This window comes from Pantoea sp. VS1 (genome assembly GCF_002207995.1).
GTDB lineage: Bacteria > Pseudomonadota > Gammaproteobacteria > Enterobacterales > Enterobacteriaceae > Pantoea > Pantoea dispersa.
Window position 1 is genome coordinate 167,164 of the sequence record NZ_NHZE01000013.1, and the last position, 22,589, is coordinate 189,752.

The 22,589-nt window shown below is 57.5% G+C and carries 24 protein-coding genes; 18 read left to right on the forward strand and 6 right to left on the reverse strand.

Features of this window, described 5'->3' with window-relative positions; translation table 11 throughout:
* Positions 1–3 precede the first annotated feature (3 nt).
* On the forward strand, positions 4–1,671 hold the full coding sequence (gene glnS, locus CBW22_RS06805; protein WP_058757889.1) for a glutamine--tRNA ligase: 1,668 nt from the start codon (positions 4–6) through the stop codon (positions 1,669–1,671).
* A gap of 236 nt (positions 1,672–1,907) precedes the next feature.
* Positions 1,908–2,303 carry a hypothetical protein gene (locus CBW22_RS06810; RefSeq protein WP_021508559.1) on the forward strand — a complete coding sequence of 132 codons (396 nt, stop codon included), beginning with the start codon at positions 1,908–1,910 and terminating at the stop codon, positions 2,301–2,303.
* A gap of 61 nt (positions 2,304–2,364) precedes the next feature.
* Here CBW22_RS06810 and fur read toward each other — a convergent pair whose 3' ends face one another.
* The 4 genes from fur to ybfF all read right to left on the reverse strand — a co-directional run bounded on the left by fur (position 2,365) and on the right by ybfF (position 5,044).
* Complete coding sequence (gene fur / locus CBW22_RS06815; protein ID WP_021508558.1) at positions 2,365–2,814, reverse strand: ferric iron uptake transcriptional regulator; 450 nt, start codon at positions 2,812–2,814, stop codon at positions 2,365–2,367.
* Positions 2,815–3,166: 352 nt separating this feature from the next.
* On the reverse strand, positions 3,167–3,697 hold the full coding sequence (fldA, locus tag CBW22_RS06820; protein WP_021508557.1) for a flavodoxin FldA: 531 nt from the start codon (positions 3,695–3,697) through the stop codon (positions 3,167–3,169).
* Between the two features lie 137 nt (positions 3,698–3,834).
* Positions 3,835–4,110 (reverse strand): LexA regulated protein, encoded by a 276-nt coding sequence (gene ybfE / locus CBW22_RS06825; protein ID WP_010616122.1) that lies wholly within the window; start codon positions 4,108–4,110, stop codon positions 3,835–3,837.
* 169 nt (positions 4,111–4,279) lie between these two features.
* Positions 4,280–5,044 carry an esterase gene (gene ybfF / locus CBW22_RS06830; RefSeq protein ID WP_021508556.1) on the reverse strand — a complete coding sequence of 255 codons (765 nt, stop codon included), beginning with the start codon at positions 5,042–5,044 and terminating at the stop codon, positions 4,280–4,282.
* A gap of 248 nt (positions 5,045–5,292) precedes the next feature.
* On the opposite strand from ybfF, the gene seqA reads away from it, so the two are divergent.
* A complete protein-coding gene (seqA, locus tag CBW22_RS06835) occupies positions 5,293–5,832 on the forward strand; it encodes a replication initiation negative regulator SeqA (protein ID WP_010616121.1) in 540 nt (179 codons plus the stop codon).
* A gap of 25 nt (positions 5,833–5,857) precedes the next feature.
* Positions 5,858–7,498, forward strand: coding sequence for a phosphoglucomutase (alpha-D-glucose-1,6-bisphosphate-dependent) (gene pgm, locus CBW22_RS06840; RefSeq protein ID WP_021508555.1), 1,641 nt, complete (start codon positions 5,858–5,860; stop codon positions 7,496–7,498).
* Positions 7,499–7,540: 42 nt separating this feature from the next.
* Here pgm and kdpE read toward each other — a convergent pair whose 3' ends face one another.
* The gene (gene kdpE, locus CBW22_RS06845) at positions 7,541–8,215 is read right to left on the reverse strand and encodes a two-component system response regulator KdpE (protein WP_088516289.1); all 675 of its coding nucleotides are present in this window, start codon (positions 8,213–8,215) and stop codon (positions 7,541–7,543) included.
* A gap of 246 nt (positions 8,216–8,461) precedes the next feature.
* Here kdpE and CBW22_RS06850 point away from each other — a divergent pair, with 246 nt between their 5' ends.
* From CBW22_RS06850 to nei, 11 genes are all read left to right on the forward strand, one after another.
* On the forward strand, positions 8,462–8,662 hold the full coding sequence (locus CBW22_RS06850; RefSeq protein ID WP_088516290.1) for a YbfA family protein: 201 nt from the start codon (positions 8,462–8,464) through the stop codon (positions 8,660–8,662).
* Positions 8,663–8,813: 151 nt separating this feature from the next.
* The gene (locus CBW22_RS06855; RefSeq protein WP_088516291.1) at positions 8,814–9,770 is read left to right on the forward strand and encodes a YbgA family protein; all 957 of its coding nucleotides are present in this window, start codon (positions 8,814–8,816) and stop codon (positions 9,768–9,770) included.
* 12 nt (positions 9,771–9,782) lie between these two features.
* Positions 9,783–11,210, forward strand: a complete 1,428-nt coding sequence (phrB, locus tag CBW22_RS06860) for a deoxyribodipyrimidine photo-lyase (RefSeq protein WP_088516292.1) — start codon at positions 9,783–9,785, stop codon at positions 11,208–11,210.
* Between the two features lie 18 nt (positions 11,211–11,228).
* On the forward strand, positions 11,229–11,972 hold the full coding sequence (locus tag CBW22_RS06865; protein WP_088516293.1) for a type 2 GTP cyclohydrolase I: 744 nt from the start codon (positions 11,229–11,231) through the stop codon (positions 11,970–11,972).
* Between the two features lie 161 nt (positions 11,973–12,133).
* The gene (pxpB, locus tag CBW22_RS06870; RefSeq protein ID WP_088516294.1) at positions 12,134–12,790 is read left to right on the forward strand and encodes a 5-oxoprolinase subunit PxpB; all 657 of its coding nucleotides are present in this window, start codon (positions 12,134–12,136) and stop codon (positions 12,788–12,790) included.
* Positions 12,784–13,722, forward strand: a complete 939-nt coding sequence (gene pxpC / locus CBW22_RS06875; RefSeq protein WP_088516295.1) for a 5-oxoprolinase subunit PxpC — start codon at positions 12,784–12,786, stop codon at positions 13,720–13,722. The genes pxpB and pxpC overlap by 7 nt, the downstream gene beginning before the upstream one ends.
* Positions 13,706–14,443 (forward strand): 5-oxoprolinase subunit PxpA, encoded by a 738-nt coding sequence (gene pxpA, locus CBW22_RS06880; protein WP_088516296.1) that lies wholly within the window; start codon positions 13,706–13,708, stop codon positions 14,441–14,443. Before pxpC ends, pxpA begins: the two co-directional genes overlap by 17 nt.
* Before the next feature lie 57 nt (positions 14,444–14,500).
* Positions 14,501–15,229: a DUF969 domain-containing protein gene (locus tag CBW22_RS06885; RefSeq protein WP_021508546.1), complete on the forward strand. Its 729-nt coding sequence runs from the start codon at positions 14,501–14,503 to the stop codon at positions 15,227–15,229.
* Positions 15,229–16,245 carry a DUF979 domain-containing protein gene (locus CBW22_RS06890; protein WP_058781262.1) on the forward strand — a complete coding sequence of 339 codons (1,017 nt, stop codon included), beginning with the start codon at positions 15,229–15,231 and terminating at the stop codon, positions 16,243–16,245. The genes CBW22_RS06885 and CBW22_RS06890 overlap by 1 nt, the downstream gene beginning before the upstream one ends.
* A gap of 7 nt (positions 16,246–16,252) precedes the next feature.
* Entirely contained in the window at positions 16,253–16,900 is a 648-nt protein-coding gene (pcp, locus tag CBW22_RS06895; RefSeq protein WP_088516297.1) for a pyroglutamyl-peptidase I, read from the forward strand.
* 12 nt (positions 16,901–16,912) lie between these two features.
* Positions 16,913–17,701, forward strand: a complete 789-nt coding sequence (gene nei, locus CBW22_RS06900) for an endonuclease VIII (RefSeq protein ID WP_058769449.1) — start codon at positions 16,913–16,915, stop codon at positions 17,699–17,701.
* A 345-nt stretch (positions 17,702–18,046) separates the two neighbouring features.
* Here the strand turns inward: nei and CBW22_RS06905 are convergent, their stop codons facing one another.
* Entirely contained in the window at positions 18,047–19,330 is a 1,284-nt protein-coding gene (locus CBW22_RS06905; protein WP_021508542.1) for a citrate synthase, read from the reverse strand.
* Positions 19,331–20,083: 753 nt separating this feature from the next.
* Here CBW22_RS06905 and sdhC point away from each other — a divergent pair.
* Genes sdhC through sdhA form a run of 3 tightly spaced genes read left to right on the forward strand, consistent with a single transcriptional unit; the run spans position 20,084 to position 22,581 of the window.
* Positions 20,084–20,473, forward strand: coding sequence for a succinate dehydrogenase cytochrome b556 subunit (sdhC, locus tag CBW22_RS06910; RefSeq protein ID WP_021508541.1), 390 nt, complete (start codon positions 20,084–20,086; stop codon positions 20,471–20,473).
* On the forward strand, positions 20,467–20,814 hold the full coding sequence (gene sdhD, locus CBW22_RS06915; RefSeq protein WP_021508540.1) for a succinate dehydrogenase membrane anchor subunit: 348 nt from the start codon (positions 20,467–20,469) through the stop codon (positions 20,812–20,814). Before sdhC ends, sdhD begins: the two co-directional genes overlap by 7 nt.
* Positions 20,815–22,581, forward strand: a complete 1,767-nt coding sequence (gene sdhA, locus CBW22_RS06920; RefSeq protein WP_021508539.1) for a succinate dehydrogenase flavoprotein subunit — start codon at positions 20,815–20,817, stop codon at positions 22,579–22,581.
* Positions 22,582–22,589: the final 8 nt, after the last annotated feature.

Genomic DNA, 22,589 nt, shown 5'->3' on the forward strand with positions numbered 1-22,589 from the left:
GAGATGAGTGAGGCTGAAGCCCGCCCAACGAACTTTATTCGTCAGATCATCGACGAAGATTTGGCGAGCGGTAAGCACAACAGTGTGCATACCCGTTTCCCGCCTGAGCCCAATGGTTACCTGCATATTGGCCATGCAAAATCGATCTGCCTGAACTTTGGTATCGCACAAGATTATCAGGGGCAGTGCAACCTGCGTTTCGACGACACCAATCCGGTCAAAGAGGATATGGAGTTCGTTGAATCGATCAAGAATGATGTGCAATGGCTGGGCTTTGAGTGGAGCGGCAACATTCGTTACTCCTCTGACTACTTTGACCAACTGTTCAACTACGCGGTTGAGCTGATCAACAAAGGCCTGGCCTACGTTGACGAGCTGTCGCCAGAGCAGATCCGTGAATACCGCGGCACGCTAACCGCGCCGGGCAAAAACAGCCCGTATCGCGATCGCAGCGTGGAAGAGAACCTGGCGCTGTTCCAGAAGATGCGTGATGGCGGTTTCGAAGAGGGCAAAGCCTGCCTGCGTGCCAAAATCGACATGGCATCCAGCTTTATTGTGATGCGCGATCCGGTGCTGTACCGCATTAAATTTGCCGAACACCACCAGACTGGCAACAAGTGGTGCATCTATCCGATGTACGACTTTACCCACTGCATCTCCGATGCGCTGGAAGGCATCACCCATTCCCTGTGTACGCTGGAGTTCCAGGATAACCGTCGTCTCTACGACTGGGTGCTGGATAACATCACTATTCCGGTGCATCCGCGTCAGTACGAGTTTTCGCGCCTGAATCTGGAATATGCGGTGATGTCGAAGCGTAAGCTGACGCAGCTGGTGAGCGAGAAGATTGTTGAAGGCTGGGACGATCCGCGCATGCTGACCGTATCCGGTCTGCGCCGCCGTGGCTATAGCGCGGCGTCAATCCGCGAATTCTGCCGCCGTATCGGTGTGACCAAGCAGGACAACATTGTTGAGATGGCGTCGCTTGAGTCGTGCATTCGTGACGACCTCAACGAGAACGCGCCGCGCGCCATGGCGGTGCTGGATCCGCTGAAAGTGGTGATCGAGAACCTGCCGGCCGGGCATGAAGAAATCATCAGCATGCCGAATCATCCGAACAAACCGGAGATGGGCACGCGTGAGGTGCCGTTCAGCCGTGAGGTGTGGATCGATCGTGCCGACTTCCGTGAAGAGGCCAACAAGCAGTACAAGCGTCTGGTGCTGGGTAAAGAAGTTCGTCTGCGCAACGCTTATGTCATTCGTGCCGAGCGCGTGGCGAAAGATGAAGCCGGCAACATCACCTGCATCTACGCTACCTGCGATGTCGACACCCTGAGCAAAGATCCGGCCGATGGCCGTAAGGTGAAAGGCGTTATCCATTGGGTATCGGCGATTCACGCGCTGCCTGCCGAATTCCGCCTGTACGATCGTCTGTTCAGCGTGCCAAACCCGGGCGCGGCCGAGGATTTCCTCACCACCATCAACCCGAACTCGCTGGAGATCAAACAGGGCTTCGTTGAGCCGGGTCTGCGTGCCGCCAGCGCGCTGGCGCCGTATCAGTTTGAGCGCGAAGGTTACTTCTGCGCAGACAGCGTGTACTCGCAGCCGTCGAAACTGGTGTTCAACCGCACCGTGGGTCTGCGTGATACCTGGGCAAAAATCGGCGAATAATTTTACTGCTTGATAGCACGATATGATCAGCAAAGGGCGAGCAATCGCCCTTTTTTATTGCCCGTTATCTGCAAACGGGAATCGATTATGCTGAACCAGACAAAAAACAGTAATTACGCGCGATTACGACTAATCTGACTTTAATAAAATTAACTAATTTACCCGTGTGAAATCGTTATTTTCAGGTAGGCTATGCGCTCTTAAATGTTGCTGTGCGGGTTAGCGAAGGAAGAAAAATGACAAGTCTCGCTCTGGAAGCCAAACATAGCGTGGTGGTTTTACATCAGCTTATCGAACGTATTTTTAATCAGGCCGAAGGCAGCGATGACAGTATGGATCTGCTGCTGTCGCACTTTCATCCCGACTTCAAAATGGTAACGCCGCAAGGCAAACAGCTCGATCTCAATGACACTGAAACCCTGTTTCGCAAACTGCACGGGCAGCGGGAAGGGATGCGAATCGCCACCAGTGAGCATGCCATCATTTCCCAGCAGCAGCAGGAAGTGACCATTCAGTATCACGAACTGCAAATGCTTAACGGCAACAACCAGACCCGCATTTCGCTGGCGGTGCTGGACTGCAGCACGCCGGTTCCGCGCTGGCGCTATTTGCAGGAAACGCTGGTCGCCTGAACGCAGCCATAAAAAAACCGGTGCCTGGCACCGGTTTTTTTATACTGCATAGCATATTCAATTACTGATCGTGGAGCGTCTCGTCTTCGCGGCAGTCTCCCAGCGCACAGTGGCCGTACAGATACAGGCTGTGGTTGCTGAGTTTGATACCGTGGCGTGTCGCAATCTCACGCTGACGCGTTTCGATAGATTCATCGCTAAACTCGATCACTTTGCCGCAGTCGAGGCAAATCAGGTGATCGTGATGATGCTGCTGGGTCAGTTCGAACACGGATTTCCCGCCTTCGAAGTTATGACGCGTCACGATGCCGGCGTCGTCAAACTGGTTCAGAACACGGTATACCGTCGCCAGACCAATCTCTTCGCCCATGTCGATCAGGCGTTTGTACAAATCTTCCGCACTGACATGATGGGACTCGGGTCCGGGTCCCTGAAGCACTTCCAGAATCTTCAGTCTGGGCAGCGTGACTTTCAGGCCAGCCTTTTTCAATGCGGAGTTGTTGTCAGTCATGCGGATATTGTCCTGTTACTTTGCTAGTCACTTACGGCGCAAAGGCCTTGAATGTGTGGTCAACGCGCATTCTCATTTGCGTCTCATTATAGAGCTCAGCCTGCGAAATGAAAACCGGCTGCGGCGGACAATTCCCCGGATGCTGTAAGGAGAAATGTCGTGAACCTCAGCGGGATCGTGCAGATCGATGTTCCTTTTCACGCAGTCTCAGTCTGATGCCCGAGGAATAAGCAGATGACCGTTGCGGGTATTCTACAGAATTGAGGGAAAAAGTTAAAAAACCGTAGCTATTATTTTTATAGGTAATTCCATTGCCCGATGTGAGCCAGCGCCCACATCGGACAGGAAAGCATCAGGCTTCGATGATCGCCTGCAGCTGCAGCTCGTCAAAGATCTGCTTAACCCATTTGTCGACGCGCTCGTTAGTCAGTTCAGGCTGACGATCTTCATCGATGGCGAGGCCGAGGAAGTGTTTGTCGTCTGCCAGACCTTTAGAGGCTTCGAAGTGGTAACCTTCGGTTGGCCAGTGGCCCACAATCACTGCGCCGTTTGGCTCAATGATGTCGCGAATGGTGCCCATCGCGTCACAGAAGTACTCGGCATAATCTTCCTGATCGCCGCAGCCAAACAGCGCTACCAGCTTACCGTTGAAATCAATCTCTTCCAGCGTCGGGAAGAAGTCATCCCAGTCGCACTGGGCTTCACCGTAGTACCAGGTCGGAATACCCAGCAGCAGAATATCGAATGCTTCGAGATCTTCTTTGGTGCTCTTAGCAATGTCATGCACTTCGGCGACATCTTTACCCAGTTGTTTCTGGATCATTTTTGCAATGTTTTCAGTGTTGCCGGTATCGCTGCCGAAGAAAATGCCTACGATTGCCATGGAGTGAGTAACCTCTTAAATCCTGATTGTGAAAGTAAGTCAGAAGACGACACAGTTATGCGAATGATAGCAGACCGGCGAAAAGCGCGGAATGTGTAAAGCGCTGAGTTTGTGTTCCAGCGTGCGGTCTGCGCACGTTACGCCAGTTTGAGCTGCGCCAGCAGCATTTGTTCAATCAGTTCACTGCGGCTGATGTTCTGCTGCTCGGCCAGCGTATTAAGCGCATCGACCGCTTCGCTGGACATTTTCAGCTCAACGCGGCGCAGGCCGCGCACCCGGTCGCGCTTCAGCTGGTTGCGCTTATTAATGCGCAGCTGCTCATCACGCGACAGCGGACTGGTTTTAGGGCGACCGGGACGCCGCTCGTCTGCGAAGAGGTCGAGCGTGGTACGATCTGTCTGTTCTTTTGCCATGGTTTGTGAAACTGCGTGGGCGCGAACGGCGGAAAGGCGCTGCGCGATTTAAACATTTATCGGCCCGACCGCGGCGAAAAAAGCATCCGCGGCAAATTTTTAGCGCGACATCATACTCCAGCGCCCGGCGCGACGCCAACCCTAAACCGCCCGTAGCAAGCTTTTGCTTTTACAGGTTAAAAAAGCGGCGCACCGCGCGCAGTACGGCATCGGGTTTTTCGGCATGCACCCAGTGGCCGGCACCGCTGATAATGTGCGCCTGCGCCTGCGGGAACTGGCGCAGCAGCGCATCACGGTGCTGATTGTCAAGATAGGGTGAATCACCGCCGCGAATAAACAGCGCCGGATGAGGCCACGCGGGCACCTCCTGCCAGCCGGAGAGCACCGGATAATTGTCCCATAACACCGGCACGTTAAAGCGCCATTCGCCTTCGTGGAAGGATTTCAGAATGAACTGAATCACGCCTTCTTCGCGCACGTGTTCACGCATCACGTCGGCCGCAGCGCTGCGGCGCGTGACGCCAGCTGCGCTGACCGCGCGGATTGCCGCGAAGATCTCATCGTGGCGTCGCGTCTGGTAATCCACCGGCGCGATATCAATCAGTACCATTTTGCCAATCCGTTCGGGCGCAACGGCGCTCAGCGCCATGGCAATTTTGCCGCCCATTGAGTGGCCGATAACATCGACCCGTTCGATGTGGTGCGCATCCAGCGTATCGACCATATCCTGCGCCAGCGCAGCGTAGTGCATCTCTTCGCTGCGCGGTGACAGGCCGTGGTTACGGACATCCACCTGTAGCGTGGGCCGTGCATCGCGCACGCCGCGCGCCAGTACGCCGAGGTTATCCAGGCTACCAAACAGGCCATGAATTAACAGAATGGGCTGGGCATCAGGGGCAGATTGTTCAGTTTGCAGACGGGCGTTCAAAATCATGGCTAAAGTTCTTTCGGTTGAGACCTGGGCTTAGGGTATCATGGATTCACCTGTCCCGGCGCCAGGCGGTCAGGCATTAGGGCATATTCCGACTTTTGCCCGTAAACGATGCCAGCGCTACCGGCTGTCGCGGATTTAACTTTATAATCCTTATGTTAGAGCCCGCTCACATTTTGCACGACTGGATTTTGTTAAGGCCTTTGCAAAGTAGCGTGGTTCTGCCATTTGCCAGAATCGCACGGAAAAAGATGAAAACGATTGAAGTTGACGAAGAACTCTACCGTTATATTGCCAGCCACACGCAGCACATTGGTGAAAGCGCTTCGGACATTTTGCGCCGTATGCTGAAATTCACTGCCGGCCAGAGCGCATCCGCTGCGCCAGCGGCGAATGCGGCGGTAAAAGAAGCACCGGCTGCACGCAGCGAAGCGCGACCTCAGGATCGCGTGCGCGCCGTACGCGAGCTGCTGCTGTCTGACGAGTATGCGGAGCAGAAGAAAGCGGTTAATCGCTTCATGCTGATCCTGTCAACGCTTTATCGTCTTGATCCGGCAGCCTTTGCTGATGCCACTGCCTCGCTGCAGGGCCGCACCCGCGTTTACTTTGCGGGTGACGAGCACACGCTGCTGCAAAATGGCACCCATACTAAGCCGAAGCACGTGCCCGGCACGCCGTACTGGGTGATCACCAATACCAATACAGGTCGTAAATGCAGCATGGTGGAACACATCATGCTTGCCATGCAGTTCCCGCAGGAACTGGCAGAGAAAGTTTGCGGCACCATTTAAACCGAAGCGTCAGGGAGAAGCGCCAATGGCCAATCACCCCCGTGCCGGGCAACCTGCCCAGCAGAGCGATTTGATTAACGTTGCACAATTAACCTCGCAGTACTACGTCCTGAAGCCGGATGCGGCGAACCCGGACCATGCGGTGAAATTTGGCACCTCCGGCCACCGCGGCAGCGCGGGACGTCATAGCTTCAACGAAGTACACATTCTGGCGATTGCGCAGGCGATCGCTGAAGAGCGTAAAAAGAACGGCATCACCGGCCCGTGCTACGTAGGTAAAGACACCCATGCGCTGTCTGAGCCGGCGATCCTGTCAGTGCTGGAAGTGCTGGCCGCTAACGGCGTTGATGTGATTGTGCAGCAGGACAACGGCTATACGCCGACGCCAGCTATCTCCAACGCCATTCTGGAGCATAACAAGCGCGGCGGCGCGCAGGCGGACGGTATCGTGATTACCCCGTCGCACAACCCGCCGGAAGACGGTGGCATCAAGTACAATCCGCCGAACGGTGGACCGGCTGACACCAACGTCACCAAAGTGGTGGAAGATCGCGCGAATCAGCTGATCAAAGGTGAGCTGAAAGAGGTTAAGCGTCTGGCGCTGGATCAGGCGTGGGCCAGTGGCCACATCGTTGAGCAGGATCTGATCCAGCCATACGTTGAAGGTCTGGCGCAGGTGATTGACTTCCCGGCGATCCAGAAAGCCGGCCTGAAAATCGGTGTCGATCCGCTCGGCGGTTCCGGCATGGCCTACTGGCAGCGCATTGCTGAGCACTACCAGCTGGATCTGACCATCGTCAATGATGCCATCGATCAGACGTTCCGCTTCATGCATCTGGATAAAGATGGCGTGGTGCGTATGGACTGTTCGTCCGAGTGCGCGATGGCCGGTCTGCTGGCTTATAAAGATAAGTTCGATCTGGCCTTCGGTAACGATCCGGATTACGACCGTCACGGCATCGTCACGCCCGCCGGTCTGATGAACCCGAACCACTATCTGGCGGTAGCGATCAACTACCTGTTCCAGCACCGTCCGCAGTGGGGCAAAGAGGTGGCCGTTGGTAAAACGCTGGTTTCCAGCGCGATGATTGACCGCGTGGTGAACGACATTGGTCGCAAGCTGGTGGAAGTCCCGGTCGGCTTCAAATGGTTCGTGGATGGTCTGTTCGACGGCAGCTTTGGCTTTGGCGGCGAAGAGAGCGCCGGCGCCTCGTTCCTGCGTTTCGACGGCTCCGCCTGGTCAACAGACAAAGACGGCATCATCCTGTGTCTGCTGGCGGCGGAAATCACTGCGGTTACCGGTAAGAACCCGCAGCAGCACTATGATGAGCTGGCCGCGCGTTTTGGTGCGCCAAGCTACAACCGTCTGCAGGCACCTGCCACTTCTGCGCAGAAAGCGGCACTGTCGAAGCTGTCACCTGAAATGGTCAGCGCCGATACGCTGGCGGGCGACCCGATCACCGCACGTCTGACCGCGGCACCGGGCAACGGCGCCTCGATTGGTGGTCTGAAAGTGATGACTGAAAACGGCTGGTTCGCGGCACGTCCGTCCGGCACGGAAGACGCCTACAAAATCTATTGTGAAAGCTTCCTCGGCGCTGAGCATCGCCAGCAGATCGAGAAAGAAGCGGTAGAAATTGTCAGCGAAGTGCTGAAAAACGCCTGACAGGGCATCCTGCATGAAGAAGGCCGCGTTTGCGGCCTTTTTTTATGGCATGAAGCGATAGCCGATGCCGGTTTCTGTCAGCAGGTGCGTCGGCTGGGTGGGATTGGCTTCCAGCTTTTGCCGCAGGTGTCCCATATAGATGCGCAGATAATGGCTGTGTTCCACGGCGTTGGGCCCCCACACCTGGTTAAGCAACTGGCGCTGGGTCAGTACTTTGCCAGCGTTATTCAGCAGCAGGCTGAGCAGGCGAAATTCGGTCGGCGTCAGATGCACCTCTTCGCCGCTGCGCAGCACGCGCCGCGCGGCGAGATCAACGCTCACTTCGCCAAACTGCACCAGCGGCTCCGGCTGGCTGCGCTGATGACGACGCAGCGCCACGCGCAGGCGCGCCAGCAGTTCGCCGATGCCAAACGGCTTAGTGAGATAGTCGTCAGCGCCGGCATCCAGCGCCTCTATTTTATCCTGCTCGTCACTGCGTGCTGACAGCACAATTACCGGCATGCTGCTCCACTGCCGCACTTCGCGGATGAAGGCATTGCCATCGCCGTCCGGTAAACCGAGATCGAGAATCACCAAATCCGGTTTGCGCGTAGCCGCTTCAATCAGGCCGCGCTGCAACTGCTCCGCTTCCACAATCTTCAGGCCTTCGCTCTCCAGCGCCAGGCGCACGAAACGGCGAATCTCCTTTTCATCTTCGACAATCAAGATGGTCGTCACGCTGACTCCTGCGGCAAATAAGGTTAACGCATTACTTTAACAATAAACCGCGACGGCGTCCGTCACGATCTCAGTAACTCGCTGTGATCCAAAATTTTACAAAAATGTAACTTCCTTTCATCCCGGCCAGGAAATGGCTGAAAAAAGATCAAAATAGTGGTCGGATGAGTAGTAAAATTACACAACCAGGCGTAATATCTGAGGCAGATCACATTTCATAGCAAAATTTACCACGAGGAGGCATTGATGTATCAGGCATATCCATTCGCCAAAATTGTGCTGCGCCGTGTGCTGGTGGTATTGATTGGCGTACTGGCGCTGCCAGTGATGCTGTTCCGCCAGGATCGCGCGCGCTTCTACAGTTATCTGCACCGCATGTGGTGCAAAACCAGCACCAAACCAGTCTGGCTGGCGCAATCGGAAGCGGCAGGCGGTATCTACTGGTAACGCCCGGCTTCGCGGTGATAACCCGGTGACCTCGCTCGAGGCACCGGGTTTTTTTATCTTAAAGTGGTGCGACAAACGCATTGTCCCGCTGTTATCTCGCGGCATTTCAGCTACACTTAAACCTCTACAAGATTTTGGAGGTTGTACAAGTATGAGCGAGAAAATTCCTGTAGGTATCAGTGCCTGCCTGCTCGGGGATAGCGTCCGATTCGATGGCGGCCACAAGCGTTTTGCCTTTGCAACTGACGAGCTCGCGCCATTTGTGCGCTTCGAACCTGTCTGCCCGGAAATGGCCATCGGTCTGCCGACGCCGCGCCCGGCGCTGCGGCTGGTCAAACAGAGCGACGATCAGATCCACCTGTGTTTCAGCAAAGACGGCGGGGAAGAGCTGACCGACGACATGGCCCGCTGGTCTGCGGAGCGCGTCAAATCGCTGCACCATCTGTGCGGCTACATCCTGTGTGCCAAATCGCCGAGCTGCGGACTGGAGCGCGTGCGCGTCTACGAGCCTGACACTAACAACAATCGCAAAGCCGGCACCGGCGTGTTCACCTCGTTCCTGCAGAAAGAGCTGCCGTGGCTGCCGCTGGAAGAGGATGGACGCCTGCACGATGATGCGATCCGCGAAAACTTTATGGGGCGCGTCTATGCGCTGCATGAGTTCAACGAAATGTGGCGCAGCGGGCTGACGCGTCACAAGCTGATTGCCTTTCACAGTCGCTACAAACTACTGCTGCTGTCACATGCGCAGGATGAGTACCGCGAGATGGGGCGGTTTGTCGCGGCGATGGAACAGTGGGAGTCACTGGATGCGTACGCCTTTGAATACCGTAACCGTCTGATGCACCTGATGTCGCACCAGGCGTCGCGTCGTAATCACACCAATGTGCTGATGCACGTACAGGGCTATTTCCGGCCGAAGCTGAGTTCACCGCAGCGTCAGGAGCTGGCGCAGCTGATCGACCGCTACCGTCGCGGTCTGCAGCCGTTGCTGGCCCCCATCACCATGCTGAAACATTACATGGCAGAGTTCCCGCACCCGTGGCTGGCGCAACAGCGTTATTTCGATCCTTACCCGGAAGCGCTGCGTCTGCGCTACGGCCAGTAAACACGGAGCGTTATGAGCACTCACTTAGTCTGGCTGCGTAACGATTTGCGCATGAATGATAACAGCGCACTGGCCGCGGCCTGCCGCGACAGTCAGGCCGAGGTGCTGGCGCTGTTCATCGCCACGCCCGGCCAGTGGCAGCAACACAGCATGGCCCCCAAACAGGCGGCTTTTATCCATCAAAACCTGTGCCTGCTGCAGCAGTCGCTGGCAGAACGCGGTATCAAGCTGCACTATCATCAGTGCGATGACTTCGCCGCGTCGGTCGACTATCTTGCGACCTTCTGCCAGCAGCACAAGGTGGATGCGCTGTTTTACAACTATCAGTATGAAATCAATGAGCGCCAGCGCGATGCTGCGGTTGAGAAGCAGCTCGATCAGCAGGGCGTGGTGTGCCAGGGATTCGATGACAGCCTGCTGTTACCGCCGGGCAGCGTACAGACCGGCAGCAACAGCATGTTCAAAGTGTTCACGCCGTTCAGCAAAGCTTTTATCCGGCGTCTGCAACAGGGGCTGCCAGAGTGCCATCACGCACCGAAAGCGCGCGCCGGGGCACCCGTGGCCGCCGGCAAAAAAATAGCAGCATTCGATTACCCTGTGGAAGAATTCGACGAAACCTGGTTTCCCGCCGGAGAAGAAGCGGCGCTAAAGCAGCTGCGCCAGTTTGCCCAGCAGCGGGTGGAAAAATATGACCAGCAGCGCGACATACCAGCGATTGACGGCACCAGCCGCCTGTCGCCGTATCTGGCGATTGGTGTGCTGTCGCCGCGACAGTGCCTGCATCGCATTCTGAAGGAGCATCCGCAGGCGCTGAACAACGGCAGCGCGCTGGTGTGGCTCAATGAACTAGTCTGGCGCGAATTTTATCGTCACCTGATGGTGGCCTTTCCGGCGCTGTGTAAGCATCAGCCGTTTGTCGACTGGACGCGTAACGTCAGCTGGCAACAGAATGAGCAACACCTTACCGCCTGGCAGCAGGGCAAAACCGGTTATCCGATTGTCGACGCAGCGATGCGCCAGCTCAATACGCTGGGCTGGATGCACAACCGGTTACGCATGATCACCGCCAGCTTTCTGGTGAAAGATCTGCTGATTGACTGGCGCGAGGGTGAACGCTATTTCATGCAGCAGCTGATTGACGGCGATCTGGCGGCTAACAACGGTGGCTGGCAGTGGGCCGCGTCGACCGGCACCGACGCTGCGCCTTACTTCCGCATCTTCAACCCGACGACCCAGGGCGAGCGCTTTGATAAGCAGGGCGAGTTTATCCGCCGGTGGCTGCCGGAGCTGCAAGACGTGCCGGACAGCGCCATTCATCAGCCGCACGCCTGGGCGGAGAAAAATAACAAGAAACTCGATTATCCGGCGCCAATCGTGGAACATAAGGCGGCACGTAAAAAGACATTAGACGCCTTCGAGCGCGCGCGCAGCGCAGCCTGAGGCGGTCACGGAGCCGTTATGAACAATTTCGAGTTAGAACAGATCGTCAATCAGCAACTCAACACCAGTGCCTTCAGCGACTATGCGCCCAACGGTTTGCAGGTTGAGGGGCGTGAGCAGGTGCGCCGTGTAATCACCGGCGTGACGGCCTGTCAGGCGCTGCTGGATGAAGCGGTAAAACGCCACGCCGATGCGATACTGGTGCACCATGGCTACTTCTGGAAGAGCGAAGCGCCGGTGATCAAAGGCATGAAGCGCCAGCGTCTGCGCACGCTGCTGGCCAATGACATCAACCTGTACGGCTGGCACCTGCCGCTCGATGCTCACCCACAGTTGGGCAACAACGCTCAGCTGGCCACGCTGTTTGATATCGACGTCAAAGGTGAAATTCAGCCGCTGGTGCCCTGGGGCGAGCTGGCTGAGCCGCTAAGCGGTTCGGCGCTGGCGGAAAAAATAGCGGCGCGCCTCGGCCGCCAGCCGCTGCACTGCGGTGATAATGCTCCGGCGCTGATTCGCCGGGTGGCATGGTGCAGCGGTGGCGGCCAGGGCTTTATCGATGCGGCCGCCGCCTTTGGCGTTGACGCCTTTATCAGCGGTGAAGTCTCTGAGCAGACCATTCACAGCGCCCGTGAACAGGGACTGCATTTCTTTGCTGCCGGCCATCACGCCACCGAACGCGGCGGCATTAAAGCGCTCGGTGAGTGGCTCGCCAGCCAGCATGGTTTGGATGTGACCTTTATCGATATCGACAATCCCGCCTGACCGCCTCGCTTATGCGCCCGGAAAACACGTGCCGGGCGCAAATCAGTTGACACATCTCCTTCACTTTCGCATAACTTATTGACTTTTCGCATAAGCGAATGCCCTCAGGCGCGCCGTCACTGCGGTCACGGCGCGTTTTATTAATGACCGGGAGGTGGGTTTTGCAACGAGCACGTTGTTATCTGCTGGGTGAGCGGGCGGTGGTACTGGAGCTGGAACCGCCGGTTTCGCTCGTCAGCCAGCAGCGCATCTGGGGATTGTGCCAGCGGCTGCAGCAGAATGAGCAGATCGCGGAAGTGATTCCGGGCATGAATAACCTGACGCTGCTGCTGCGCGATCCGCAGCTGAAAGCGCTGGATGCTATCGAGCGTTTGCAGCGCTGGTGGGAAGAGAGCGAGGTGCTGCTGGCCGAGCCGCGTCAGGTTGAGATTCCGGTGGTGTATGGCGGCGCGGGCGGTCCGGATCTGGTGGAGGTCGCCCGTGCGGCGGATCTGACCTCGCAACAGGTGGTGGAGCTGCACAGCAGCGCGGATTACGTGGTCTATTTCATTGGCTTTCAGCCGGGTTTCCCTTATCTCGGCGGGCTGGATGAGCGGCTGCACACGCCGCGTCGCGCCGAGCCCCGGCTGGTGGTGCCTGGCGGTTCGGTGGGCATTGGCGGCAGCCAGACCGGCATCTATCCGCTGGCCGCGCCCGGTGGCTGGCAGCTGATTGGCCACACGCCGCTTAGCCTGTTCGATCCACAACAGCAGCCGCCGACGCTGCTGCGTCCCGGCGACAGCGTCCGCTTCGTGCCACAACGGGAGGGCGTATGTTAAACATTTTGCGTGCCGGATTAATGACCTCGGTGCAGGATCGCGGCCGCCACGGCTGGCGACAATACGGTATCAGCCTGAGCGGCGCACTGGATGAGCCTTCAATGCGCACGGCCAATATGCTGGTCGGCAACGCGGAAAACAGCGCGGTGCTGGAGATTGTGCTTGGCCAGTTCAAAGCGGAGTTTCGTCGCGACGGCTGGTTTGCGCTGACCGGTGCCAGCTGCAGCGCCGAACTGGATGGCCAGCCGGTGTGGACTGGCTGGCGTCTGCCGGTGAAAAAAGGCCAGGTGCTGAGTCTGTCTATGCCCACGCGCGGTATGCGCAGCTATCTGGCGGTGAACGGCGGTTTCGCCATCGACGCCATGCTGGGCTCGCACAGCACCGATCTCAAAGCGGCCTTTGGCGGCTGGCAGGGACGTAAACTGCAGGATGGCGATCAGCTGCCGCTGGGCAAGCCGACGCACCGCTTCAGCCATCAGGCTGGCGTCCGACAGCTGCTGTGGGGCAACCGCATCCGCGCGCTGCCGGGGCCGGAGTACAACGAATTTACCCACGACGCGCAGGACGCATTCTGGCGTAACCCGTGGCAGCTCAGCCCGCAAAGTAACCGCATGGGCTACCGGCTGCAGGGCAGTCCGCTGCAGCGCAGTGTCGCACGTGAACTGCTGTCGCACGGCCTGGTGCCGGGTGTGGTGCAGGTGCCGCCGAACGGTCAGCCGATTGTGCTGATGGCCGATGCGCAAACCACCGGCGGCTATCCGCGTATTGCCTGCGTCATCGAAGCCGATCTCTATCAGCTGGCGCAGATTCGTCTGGGAGAACCGATTCACTTCATCCGCTGCACGCTGGAGGAGGCGCTGCTGGCCAAACAGCAGCAGCAACGTTCGCTTGATCAGATAGCCTGGGGGCTTGCTCATGAAGATCGATCTTAACGCCGACCTCGGTGAAGGCAGTGCCAGCGATCGGGCCCTGCTGGAGCTGGTGAGCTCGGCCAACATCGCCTGCGGTTTCCATGCCGGCGATGCCGAAACCATGCTGCAGTCGGTGCGCTGGGCCAGCGCCAACGGCGTGGCGATTGGTGCGCATCCGAGCTTTCCCGACCGGGAAAATTTTGGCCGGACCGCCATGCAGCTGCCACCGGAAACCGTGTACGCGCAGGTGATCTACCAGATTGGTGCCCTGAAAAGCCTCGCCGAAAGTGAAGGGGCGAAGTTGGTGCACGTGAAACCGCACGGCATGCTGTATAACCAGGCGGCGGCGGATGCAGCGCTGGCGGATGCGATTGCGCGCGCGGTGAAAGCCGTCGATCCGGCGCTGATTCTGGTTGGCCTGGCGGGCAGCGCCTCAATTGCCGCCGCCGCGCATCATGGTCTGCGCACGCGCGAAGAGGTGTTTGCTGACCGCGGCTATCTGGCCAGTGGCGCGCTGGTGCCGCGCAGCCAGACGGGGGCGTTAATCGAAGAGGCTGAGCAGGCGCTGGCGCAGACGCTCACCATGGTGCAGCAGCGTCAGGTGCGCAGCGTCAGCGGCGAATGGGTGGCGGTGAATGCGCAGACGGTCTGTCTGCACGGCGATGGCGCCCATGCGCTGGAATTCGCCCGCACGCTGCGCGCCGCTTTTGCGACAAATCAGATTGCTGTCACCAGCGCCTGATCATTGACTGTTAGCCCGGCCTGTTGCCGGGCTTTTTATTTCTGACGAGGGGAAAACATGGATAACGTGGTCAATCTCTGGCCGTTACTTGGCATTGCCGCGATTGTGCTTGGCTTTGTGCTGCGCTTCAACCCGGTGCTGGTGGTGATTGTTGCCGGTTTTGTCACCGGGCTGGCGGCGCATATGCCGCTCGGCGATATTCTGGAGAAGCTCGGTTCCGGCTTTCTCAATACCCGTAATCTGCCGCTGATCCTGCTGTTACCGCTGGCGGTCATCGGATTGCTGGAGCGCCACGGTTTGAAAGAGCGTGCGCAGACGTGGATCGCCCGGATCAAAACCGCCACCGCCGGCCGTTTACTGATCGTCTATCTGTTCGTGCGTGAACTGACCGCGGCGCTGGGGCTGACCAGCCTGGGCGGGCATCCGCAGATGGTGCGTCCGCTGCTGGCGCCGATGGCCGAAGGTGCCACTGAAAACCGTTACGGCAGCGTATCACCGGAGATTCGTCAGCGGCTGCGCGCCATGTCGGCGGCCACCGATAACGTCGGGCTGTTCTTCGGTGAAGACATTTTCGTGGCCTTCGGCGCGATCATTTTTATGCACAACTTTATGCAGGAGTCGGCGGGCATCAGCACCGAACCGTTGCACATCGCGCTGTGGGGCATTCCGACGGCGCTGTGTGCGTTCCTGATTCATGCTGCGCGACTGGTGCGGCTCGACCGTCAGCTGTCGCGTGAGCTGGGCGCGCTCAACCAGCAGGCGCTGCGCGCAAAAGGAGGTGAGTGATGTTTCAGCAACAGTATCTGATGTGGCTGGCCGGGGCGATCCTGCTGATTGTCGCGCTGCTGTCATGGCGCGATAGCGCCAATCCGCGCCGTTTTACCACCGGTTTATTCTGGGCGCTGTACGGTCTGATTTTCCTGATTGGCGACGGTGCTTATCAACTGATGGGGCAGTGGGCCGGTGATGCGGAGCTGGGACGTCGCTGGTTGCATATTGCGGTGGGCGCGGCGGTGGTGGTCATGGCGCTGATTGCCGGGTTCGGCGGCGTGCGCCTCGGTCGCTACCATCAGCGCAGCGATGAACAGAAGCAGCAGAGCGCGCAGCGTCTCGGCAATAAGCTGTTCCTGCCGGCGCTGGCAATTCCGCTTGTGACGGTGATTGGCGTGCTGGCGTTCAATCATATTCCCGGTCTGCAGGAGCGGGTGTTTGGCCCGGGCAATCATTCGACGCTGGTCACGCTGTTTTCGATGATGATTGGCTGCGTGCTGGGCTGGCTGATTGCGCTGAAGTTTACCCACGAGAAGCCGCTGCAGTCGATGCAGGAGACGCGGCGTTTGCTGGATGCAGTGGGCTGGGCGTTTATTTTGCCGCAGATCCTCGCCACGCTTGGCCTGCTGTTTACCAGCGCTGGCGTCGGCACGGCGATTTCGCATCTGACCGAACACTATCTGGCGGTGGATAACCGGCTGATTGCGGTGGCGGTGTATGCACTGGGCATGGCGCTGCTGACCATGGTGATGGGCAACGCGTTTGCGGCGTTTCCGATTGTCACCGCCGGCATCGGTATTCCGATTCTGGTGCTGCAGCACGGTGGCAATCCGGCGGTGATGGCGGCGATCGGCATGTTCTGCGGTTACTGCGGCACGCTGATGACGCCGATGGCTGCCAACTTCAATATTGTTCCGGCGCGTTTACTGGAACTGCCGGACCGTAACGCGGTGATCAAGGCTCAGGTGCCAACCGGTGTGCTACTGTTAGTAGTAAATATTTTCCTGCTTTATTTCCTGATGTTCCTGTGAGGTTGCGATGAAAACGGTGTTAATGACGGCGTTCGAGCCGTTTGGCGGCGAGCGCATTAATCCGTCGTGGGAAGCGGTGCGCAGCTTTGATGGTCGGGAGTTCGGCGGCGCGCGGATTGTGGTGCGCCAGCTGCCGGTGGTATTCGCCCGCTGCGGCCAGGTGCTGACCGCTGCGCTGGAAGAGCTGCAGCCGCACCGCGTGCTGTGCGTCGGCCAGGCTGGCGGGCGCAGCGATATCAGCGTAGAGCGCGTGGCGATTAATGTGAACGATGCGCGCATTCCGGATAATGACCAGCAGCAGCCGGTCGATCAGCCGATTGTCGCCGGGGGACCGGCGGCCTATTTCTCTACGCTGCCGATCAAAGCGATGGTCGCGGCACTGCGCGAAGTGGGGATTCCGGCTTCGGTGTCGCAAACCGCCGGGACGTTTACCTGCAATAACGTCATGTATCACCTGCTGCACTGGCTGCAGACCACAGGCAGCGCAGCACGCGGCGGTTTCGTGCATATTCCTTATATGCCGCAGCAGGCGGCGCAGCATTCTGGCGCACCAAGTATGTCGACCGCCAGTGTGATTCAGGCGCTGGAAACGTCGCTGCAGGTGATTCTCAGCACAGAGAAAGACATTCGCGAAGTGGGCGGCGCAACCCATTAATCAGGAGCGGTTATGCCAGAGGGACCGGAGATCCGCCGCGCGGCGGATCAACTTGCAGCGGCAATGGTGGGCAAGCCTCTGACCGAGGTATGGTTTGCTTTTCCGGCGCTGAAGACCTACGAACCGGCGCTGATGGGGGAAACCATCGACGCCTTTGAAACGCGCGGCAAGGCACTGCTGACACACTTCTCCAACGGGCTGACGCTGTATAGCCATAATCAGCTGTACGGCGTGTGGCGTGTGGTGCCGAGCGGGACTGAGCCCAATACTTCGCGCCAGCTGCGCGTGCGGCTGGGTAATGCCGATCGGGCAATTTTGCTGTATAGCGCTTCGGATATTGAGCTGCTGAACGCAGATACGCTCGGCGCGCATCCGTTTTTACAACGCGTCGGACCGGACGTGCTGGACGCCACGCTGACGGTGGAAGAGGTGCGCGAGCGGCTGCTGTCGCCGCGTTTTCGTCGCCGCCAGTTCAGCGGTTTGCTGCTGGATCAGGCATTTCTCGCCGGGCTCGGCAACTATCTGCGCGTCGAGATTTTGTGGCACGCCGGTTTGCTGGCGCAGCATCGTGCACAGGATTTGAGCGATCAGCAGCTGGATGCGTTGAGCCACGCCATGCTGGCGGTGCCGCGTTTGTCTTATCAGATGCGCGGCAGCATGAAGAAGTATCACGAAGAGGCAGCGTTTCGTTTCGAGGTGTTTCACCGCCAGGGCAAAAAGTGCCGGCGCTGCGGCACCGTCATTGAGAAGGGTGTACTGTCATCAAGACCGTTTTACTGGTGTCCGGGCTGTCAGCATTGAGTTTTGGTCACTAATCGACGAGGCGCGGGACAGGCCATCATCGTCTTGCGGAAAACTGCACCAGAGCTAATGCACTGACTGGCTGAGCCCCGGGGCAGGCAATCCGCAGCGCTGAACAGCATGAGGAAGTCAGGATGAGACCGCATGGATGCGGGCGAAAGCCGGAGCCGGGACAGGATGTCCCGTCGACGGCGGTCCGTGAGACTGACGAAGGATGTGAAGGTACCGCGTCAGCGGCGCGAGGACGCCTGAAACGGGGCTCAGCCAGGCAGGGCTCTGCACGATACAGCATGAACTTCTGTGGGATGCTAAAAAAGAAAAGGGCGGGATAACCCGCCCTGATGGTTATTTTTTCAGCGCCGAGCTGAATTCGCGCTCGGTGTAACCGGTGTAGAGCTGACGTGGGCGGGCAATCTTCATGCCTTCGTCGTGCATCTCTTTCCAGTGCGCAATCCAGCCAACGGTACGCGCCATCGCGAAGATCACGGTAAACATTGATGACGGAATGCCCATCGCTTTCAGAATGATGCCGGAATAGAAATCGACGTTCGGATAGAGTTTGCGCTCGATGAAGTACGGGTCGTTCAGCGCAATGTGCTCCAGCTCCATCGCCACTTCCAGCAGGTCGTCCTTCATGCCCAGCTCGTTCAGCACTTCATGACAGGTTTCACGCATTACGGTCGCGCGCGGGTCATAGTTCTTATACACACGGTGACCGAAGCCCATCAGACGGAACGAATCGTTCTTATCTTTGGCGCGACGCACGAATTCCGGGATGTGATCCACGGTGCTGATCTCTTCCAGCATACGCAGCGTGGCTTCGTTGGCACCACCGTGCGCAGGTCCCCACAGCGAGGCGATACCGGCGGCGATACAGGCAAACGGGTTCGCACCGGAAGAACCGGCGGTACGCACGGTAGAGGTTGATGCGTTCTGTTCGTGGTCAGCGTGCAGGATCAGAATACGGTCCATGGCGCGTTCCAGCACCGGGTTCACTTTGTACTCTTCACACGGCGTAGCAAACATCATGTGCAGGAAGTTACCGGCATAGGAGAGATCGTTACGCGGATACACAAACGGCTGGCCGATGGAGTATTTGTAACACATCGCGGCCATGGTCGGCATTTTTGACAGCAGGCGGAAGGCGGCGATTTCACGGTGACGTTCAATATTCACGTCTAATGAATCGTGATAGAAGGCGGCCAGCGCGCCGGTCACGCCGCACATCACTGCCATCGGATGTGAATCACGACGGAAGCCGTGGAACAGGCGGGTGATCTGCTCGTGAATCATGGTGTGACGGGTTACGGTGGTGCGGAACTCGTCGTACTGCGCCTGAGTAGGGGCTTCGCCGTTCAGCAGGATGTAGCACACTTCCAGATAGTTTGAGTGGGTAGCCAGCTGATCGATAGGGAAACCGCGATGTAACAAAATCCCTTCATCACCATCAATAAAGGTAATTTTTGATTCGCAGGACGCCGTAGAGGTAAAACCGGGGTCGAAGGTGAACAGGCCTTTTGAGCCAAGGGCGCGGACATCAACAACATCCTGTCCCAGCGTGCCTTGCATCACATCCAGTTCCACGGAGTTGTTATCTTGTAGGGTTAGCGTCACTTTTTTATCTGTCATTTTTCGTCTCCATAGCGCCTTAGTAGGTAAGGATCTTAGACACCAGAACAGTCATCATGTTGCGTTTACCCGCCGTATTTTCGGGCCGCCGCTACACTGGCTGCGCGCGCAGTGCGGTCATTTACTTGCGTAAACGCCCATCATTTGCACGCTTACTGCCTTGTTGCAACCCGCACGACTTAGGCTAAAACAGAATCTTCACAGCATCACTCAGCGGTAACGTTCATGCTGCAAGGTTACGGAGCGAAATGTGTAAAGCCAATCGGTGGTGTCCGGGCATGACGCGCTGCACATCGTGGATGTTAAAGATCCTGTCACGACATAACTTCTTGGTAACCAATAACCTGACGGTTTGTGTTGCTCGTAAAGGCAATGTTACATAACTTGAGCTTAGGGGAAAGTGTATCCCCATAACTTTTATGCATCATAGGGTTTTAGTGCGTTCGTTTGTAACTGAAATGTTGATCTATTGTCAAATCAGATAATTAAAAATGTATAAATTGTGAAATACGTGAGGCGGATCACTGTTCAGCTTAAATGTGACCAAAGAGATTGTAGGGGAATTGTAATCAGAATGTGATCCTCCTATACTGCCGCCAGGTCTCCGGAATACCCTGACACCAGGAGCCACCCAGCGTTTTACCCGCTTCATTTAACACTGGATGTTGCTATTTTGGTGGCGGTTGCAGTCCGAACACGCACTGTGCTCTTCTGTAACTCAGGACCGGAGGAAGCAAAATAAAAAAGAGCTGTGTGGGCAAAACCGTGAAAAAACAAAGACCTGTTAACTTGGATCTCTCGACGATCCGGTTTCCCGTTACTGCAATATCGTCCATTCTCCACCGCGTCTCCGGCGTGATTACCTTTGTCGCTCTCGGAATTCTGCTCTGGTTACTGGGTCTCTCCCTCTCTTCTCCGGAAGGTTTCCAGCAAGCGGCATCCATCATGGATAGCTTCTTCGCCAAATTCATCATGTGGGGCATTCTGACCGCGCTGGCATATCACGCAGCAAGCGGCATTCGTCACATGCTGGCCGACTTCGGTTTTACGGCAGAAACCCTGCAGGTGGGAACCCGTACCGCGCAAGCGGTTTTTGTTATCACTGTCGTGCTCTCAATTCTGGCTGGAGTCCTCGTATGGTAAGCAATGCTTCTGCATTAGGACGCAACGGTATCCATGACTGGTTGTTACTGCGTGCTGCTGCAATCTTAATTACGCTCTACATTCTCTACATCCTCGGTTTTGTCGTAATGACCGGCACGCTGACGTATGACGTCTGGCGAGGCTTTTTCGCTTCCTCCTTTACCAAAGTGTTCACGTTGCTGACGTTGTTCTCGATTCTGGTCCACGGCTGGATTGGCATGTGGCAGGTCCTGACCGACTACGTGAAACCGCTGGCAACGCGTCTGGTGTTGCAACTGGTGATTGTGGTCGCGCTGTTGTCGTATGCAATTTATGGAACTGTTGTGGTGTGGGGTGTGTAAATGAGTTTGCCAGTCAGAGAATTTGATGCCGTGGTGATCGGCGCAGGTGGTGCGGGTATGCGCGCCGCGCTGCAAATCTCCCAGTCGGGCCAGAGCTGTGCTCTGTTATCCAAAGTGTTCCCAACCCGTTCCCACACCGTATCGGCGCAGGGCGGGATTACCGTGGCGCTGGGTAACTCCCACGAAGATAACTGGGAATGGCACATGTACGATACCGTCAAAGGCTCCGATTACATCGGTGACCAGGACGCAATCGAATATATGTGTAAAACCGGTCCGGAAGCGATTCTGGAGCTGGAGCACATGGGCCTGCCATTCTCCCGTCTTGATGACGGCCGCGTTTATCAGCGTCCGTTTGGTGGTCAGTCGAAAAACTTCGGTGGTGAGCAGGCGGCGCGTACTGCTGCTGCTGCCGACCGTACCGGCCACGCCCTGCTGCATACGCTGTATCAGCAGAACCTGAAAAACAAAACCACCATCTTCTCCGAGTGGTATGCACTGGATCTGGTGAAAAACGCTGACGGCGCGATCGTCGGCTGTACCGCCATCTGCATCGAAACCGGTGAAACGGTCTACTTCAAAGCCAAAGCCACTATCCTCGCGACCGGCGGTGCTGGCCGTATCTATCAGTCCACCACCAACGCCCACATCAATACCGGCGACGGCGTCGGCATGGCGCTGCGTGCCGGCGTGCCAATGCAGGATATGGAGATGTGGCAGTTCCACCCAACCGGCATCGCCGGGGCGGGTGTGCTGGTGACCGAAGGCTGCCGTGGTGAAGGTGGCTATCTGCTGAACAAGCATGGCGAGCGTTTCATGGAGCGCTACGCGCCGAACGCCAAAGATCTGGCGGGCCGTGATGTGGTGGCGCGTTCAATGATGGTGGAAATCCGTGAAGGTCGCGGTTGCGACGGCCCATGGGGTCCACACATCAAACTGAAACTCGACCATCTGGGCGCTGAAGTGCTGGAATCCCGTCTGCCGGGCATCCTCGAACTGTCGCGCACCTTTGCTCACGTTGACCCGATTAAAGAACCGATTCCGGTTATCCCGACCTGCCACTACATGATGGGCGGCGTGCCGACCCGCGTGACCGGTCAGGCGCTGCGCGTCAACGAGCAGGGCGAAGATGAAGTGATTCCGGGCCTGTTCGCGGTAGGCGAAATTGCCTGCGTATCAGTACATGGCGCAAACCGTCTTGGCGGCAACTCGCTGCTCGACCTGGTGGTATTTGGCCGCGCGGCCGGTGTTCATCTGATGGAGTGCATCGCTGAGCAGGGCGAACTGCGCGACGCCACCGAAGATGAAATCGACGCGGCGATGGCCCGCTTCAACCGCTGGGAAAACAACACCACCGGTGAAGACCCGGTTGAAATCCGCAAGGCGCTGCAGCGCTGCATGCAGAACAACTTCTCGGTATTCCGTGAAGGGGATGCGATGCGTGAAGGCCTGGCCGAGCTGAAAGAGATTCGTGAGCGCCTGAAAAACGCGCGTCTCGATGACCGTTCACCGGACTTCAACACCCAGCGTATCGAATGTCTTGAGCTGGATAACCTGATGGAAACCGCTTACGCCACCGCGGTAGCGGCTAACTTCCGCACCGAAAGCCGTGGCGCTCACAGCCGCTTCGACTACCCCGAGCGTGATGATGCCAACTGGCTGTGCCACAGCCTCTATGTTCCGCAAACGGAAAGCATGACGCGCCGTGAGGTGAACATGCAACCGAAACTGCGTGCGGCCTTCCCGCCGAAAGCGCGTACTTACTAATTGCGGAG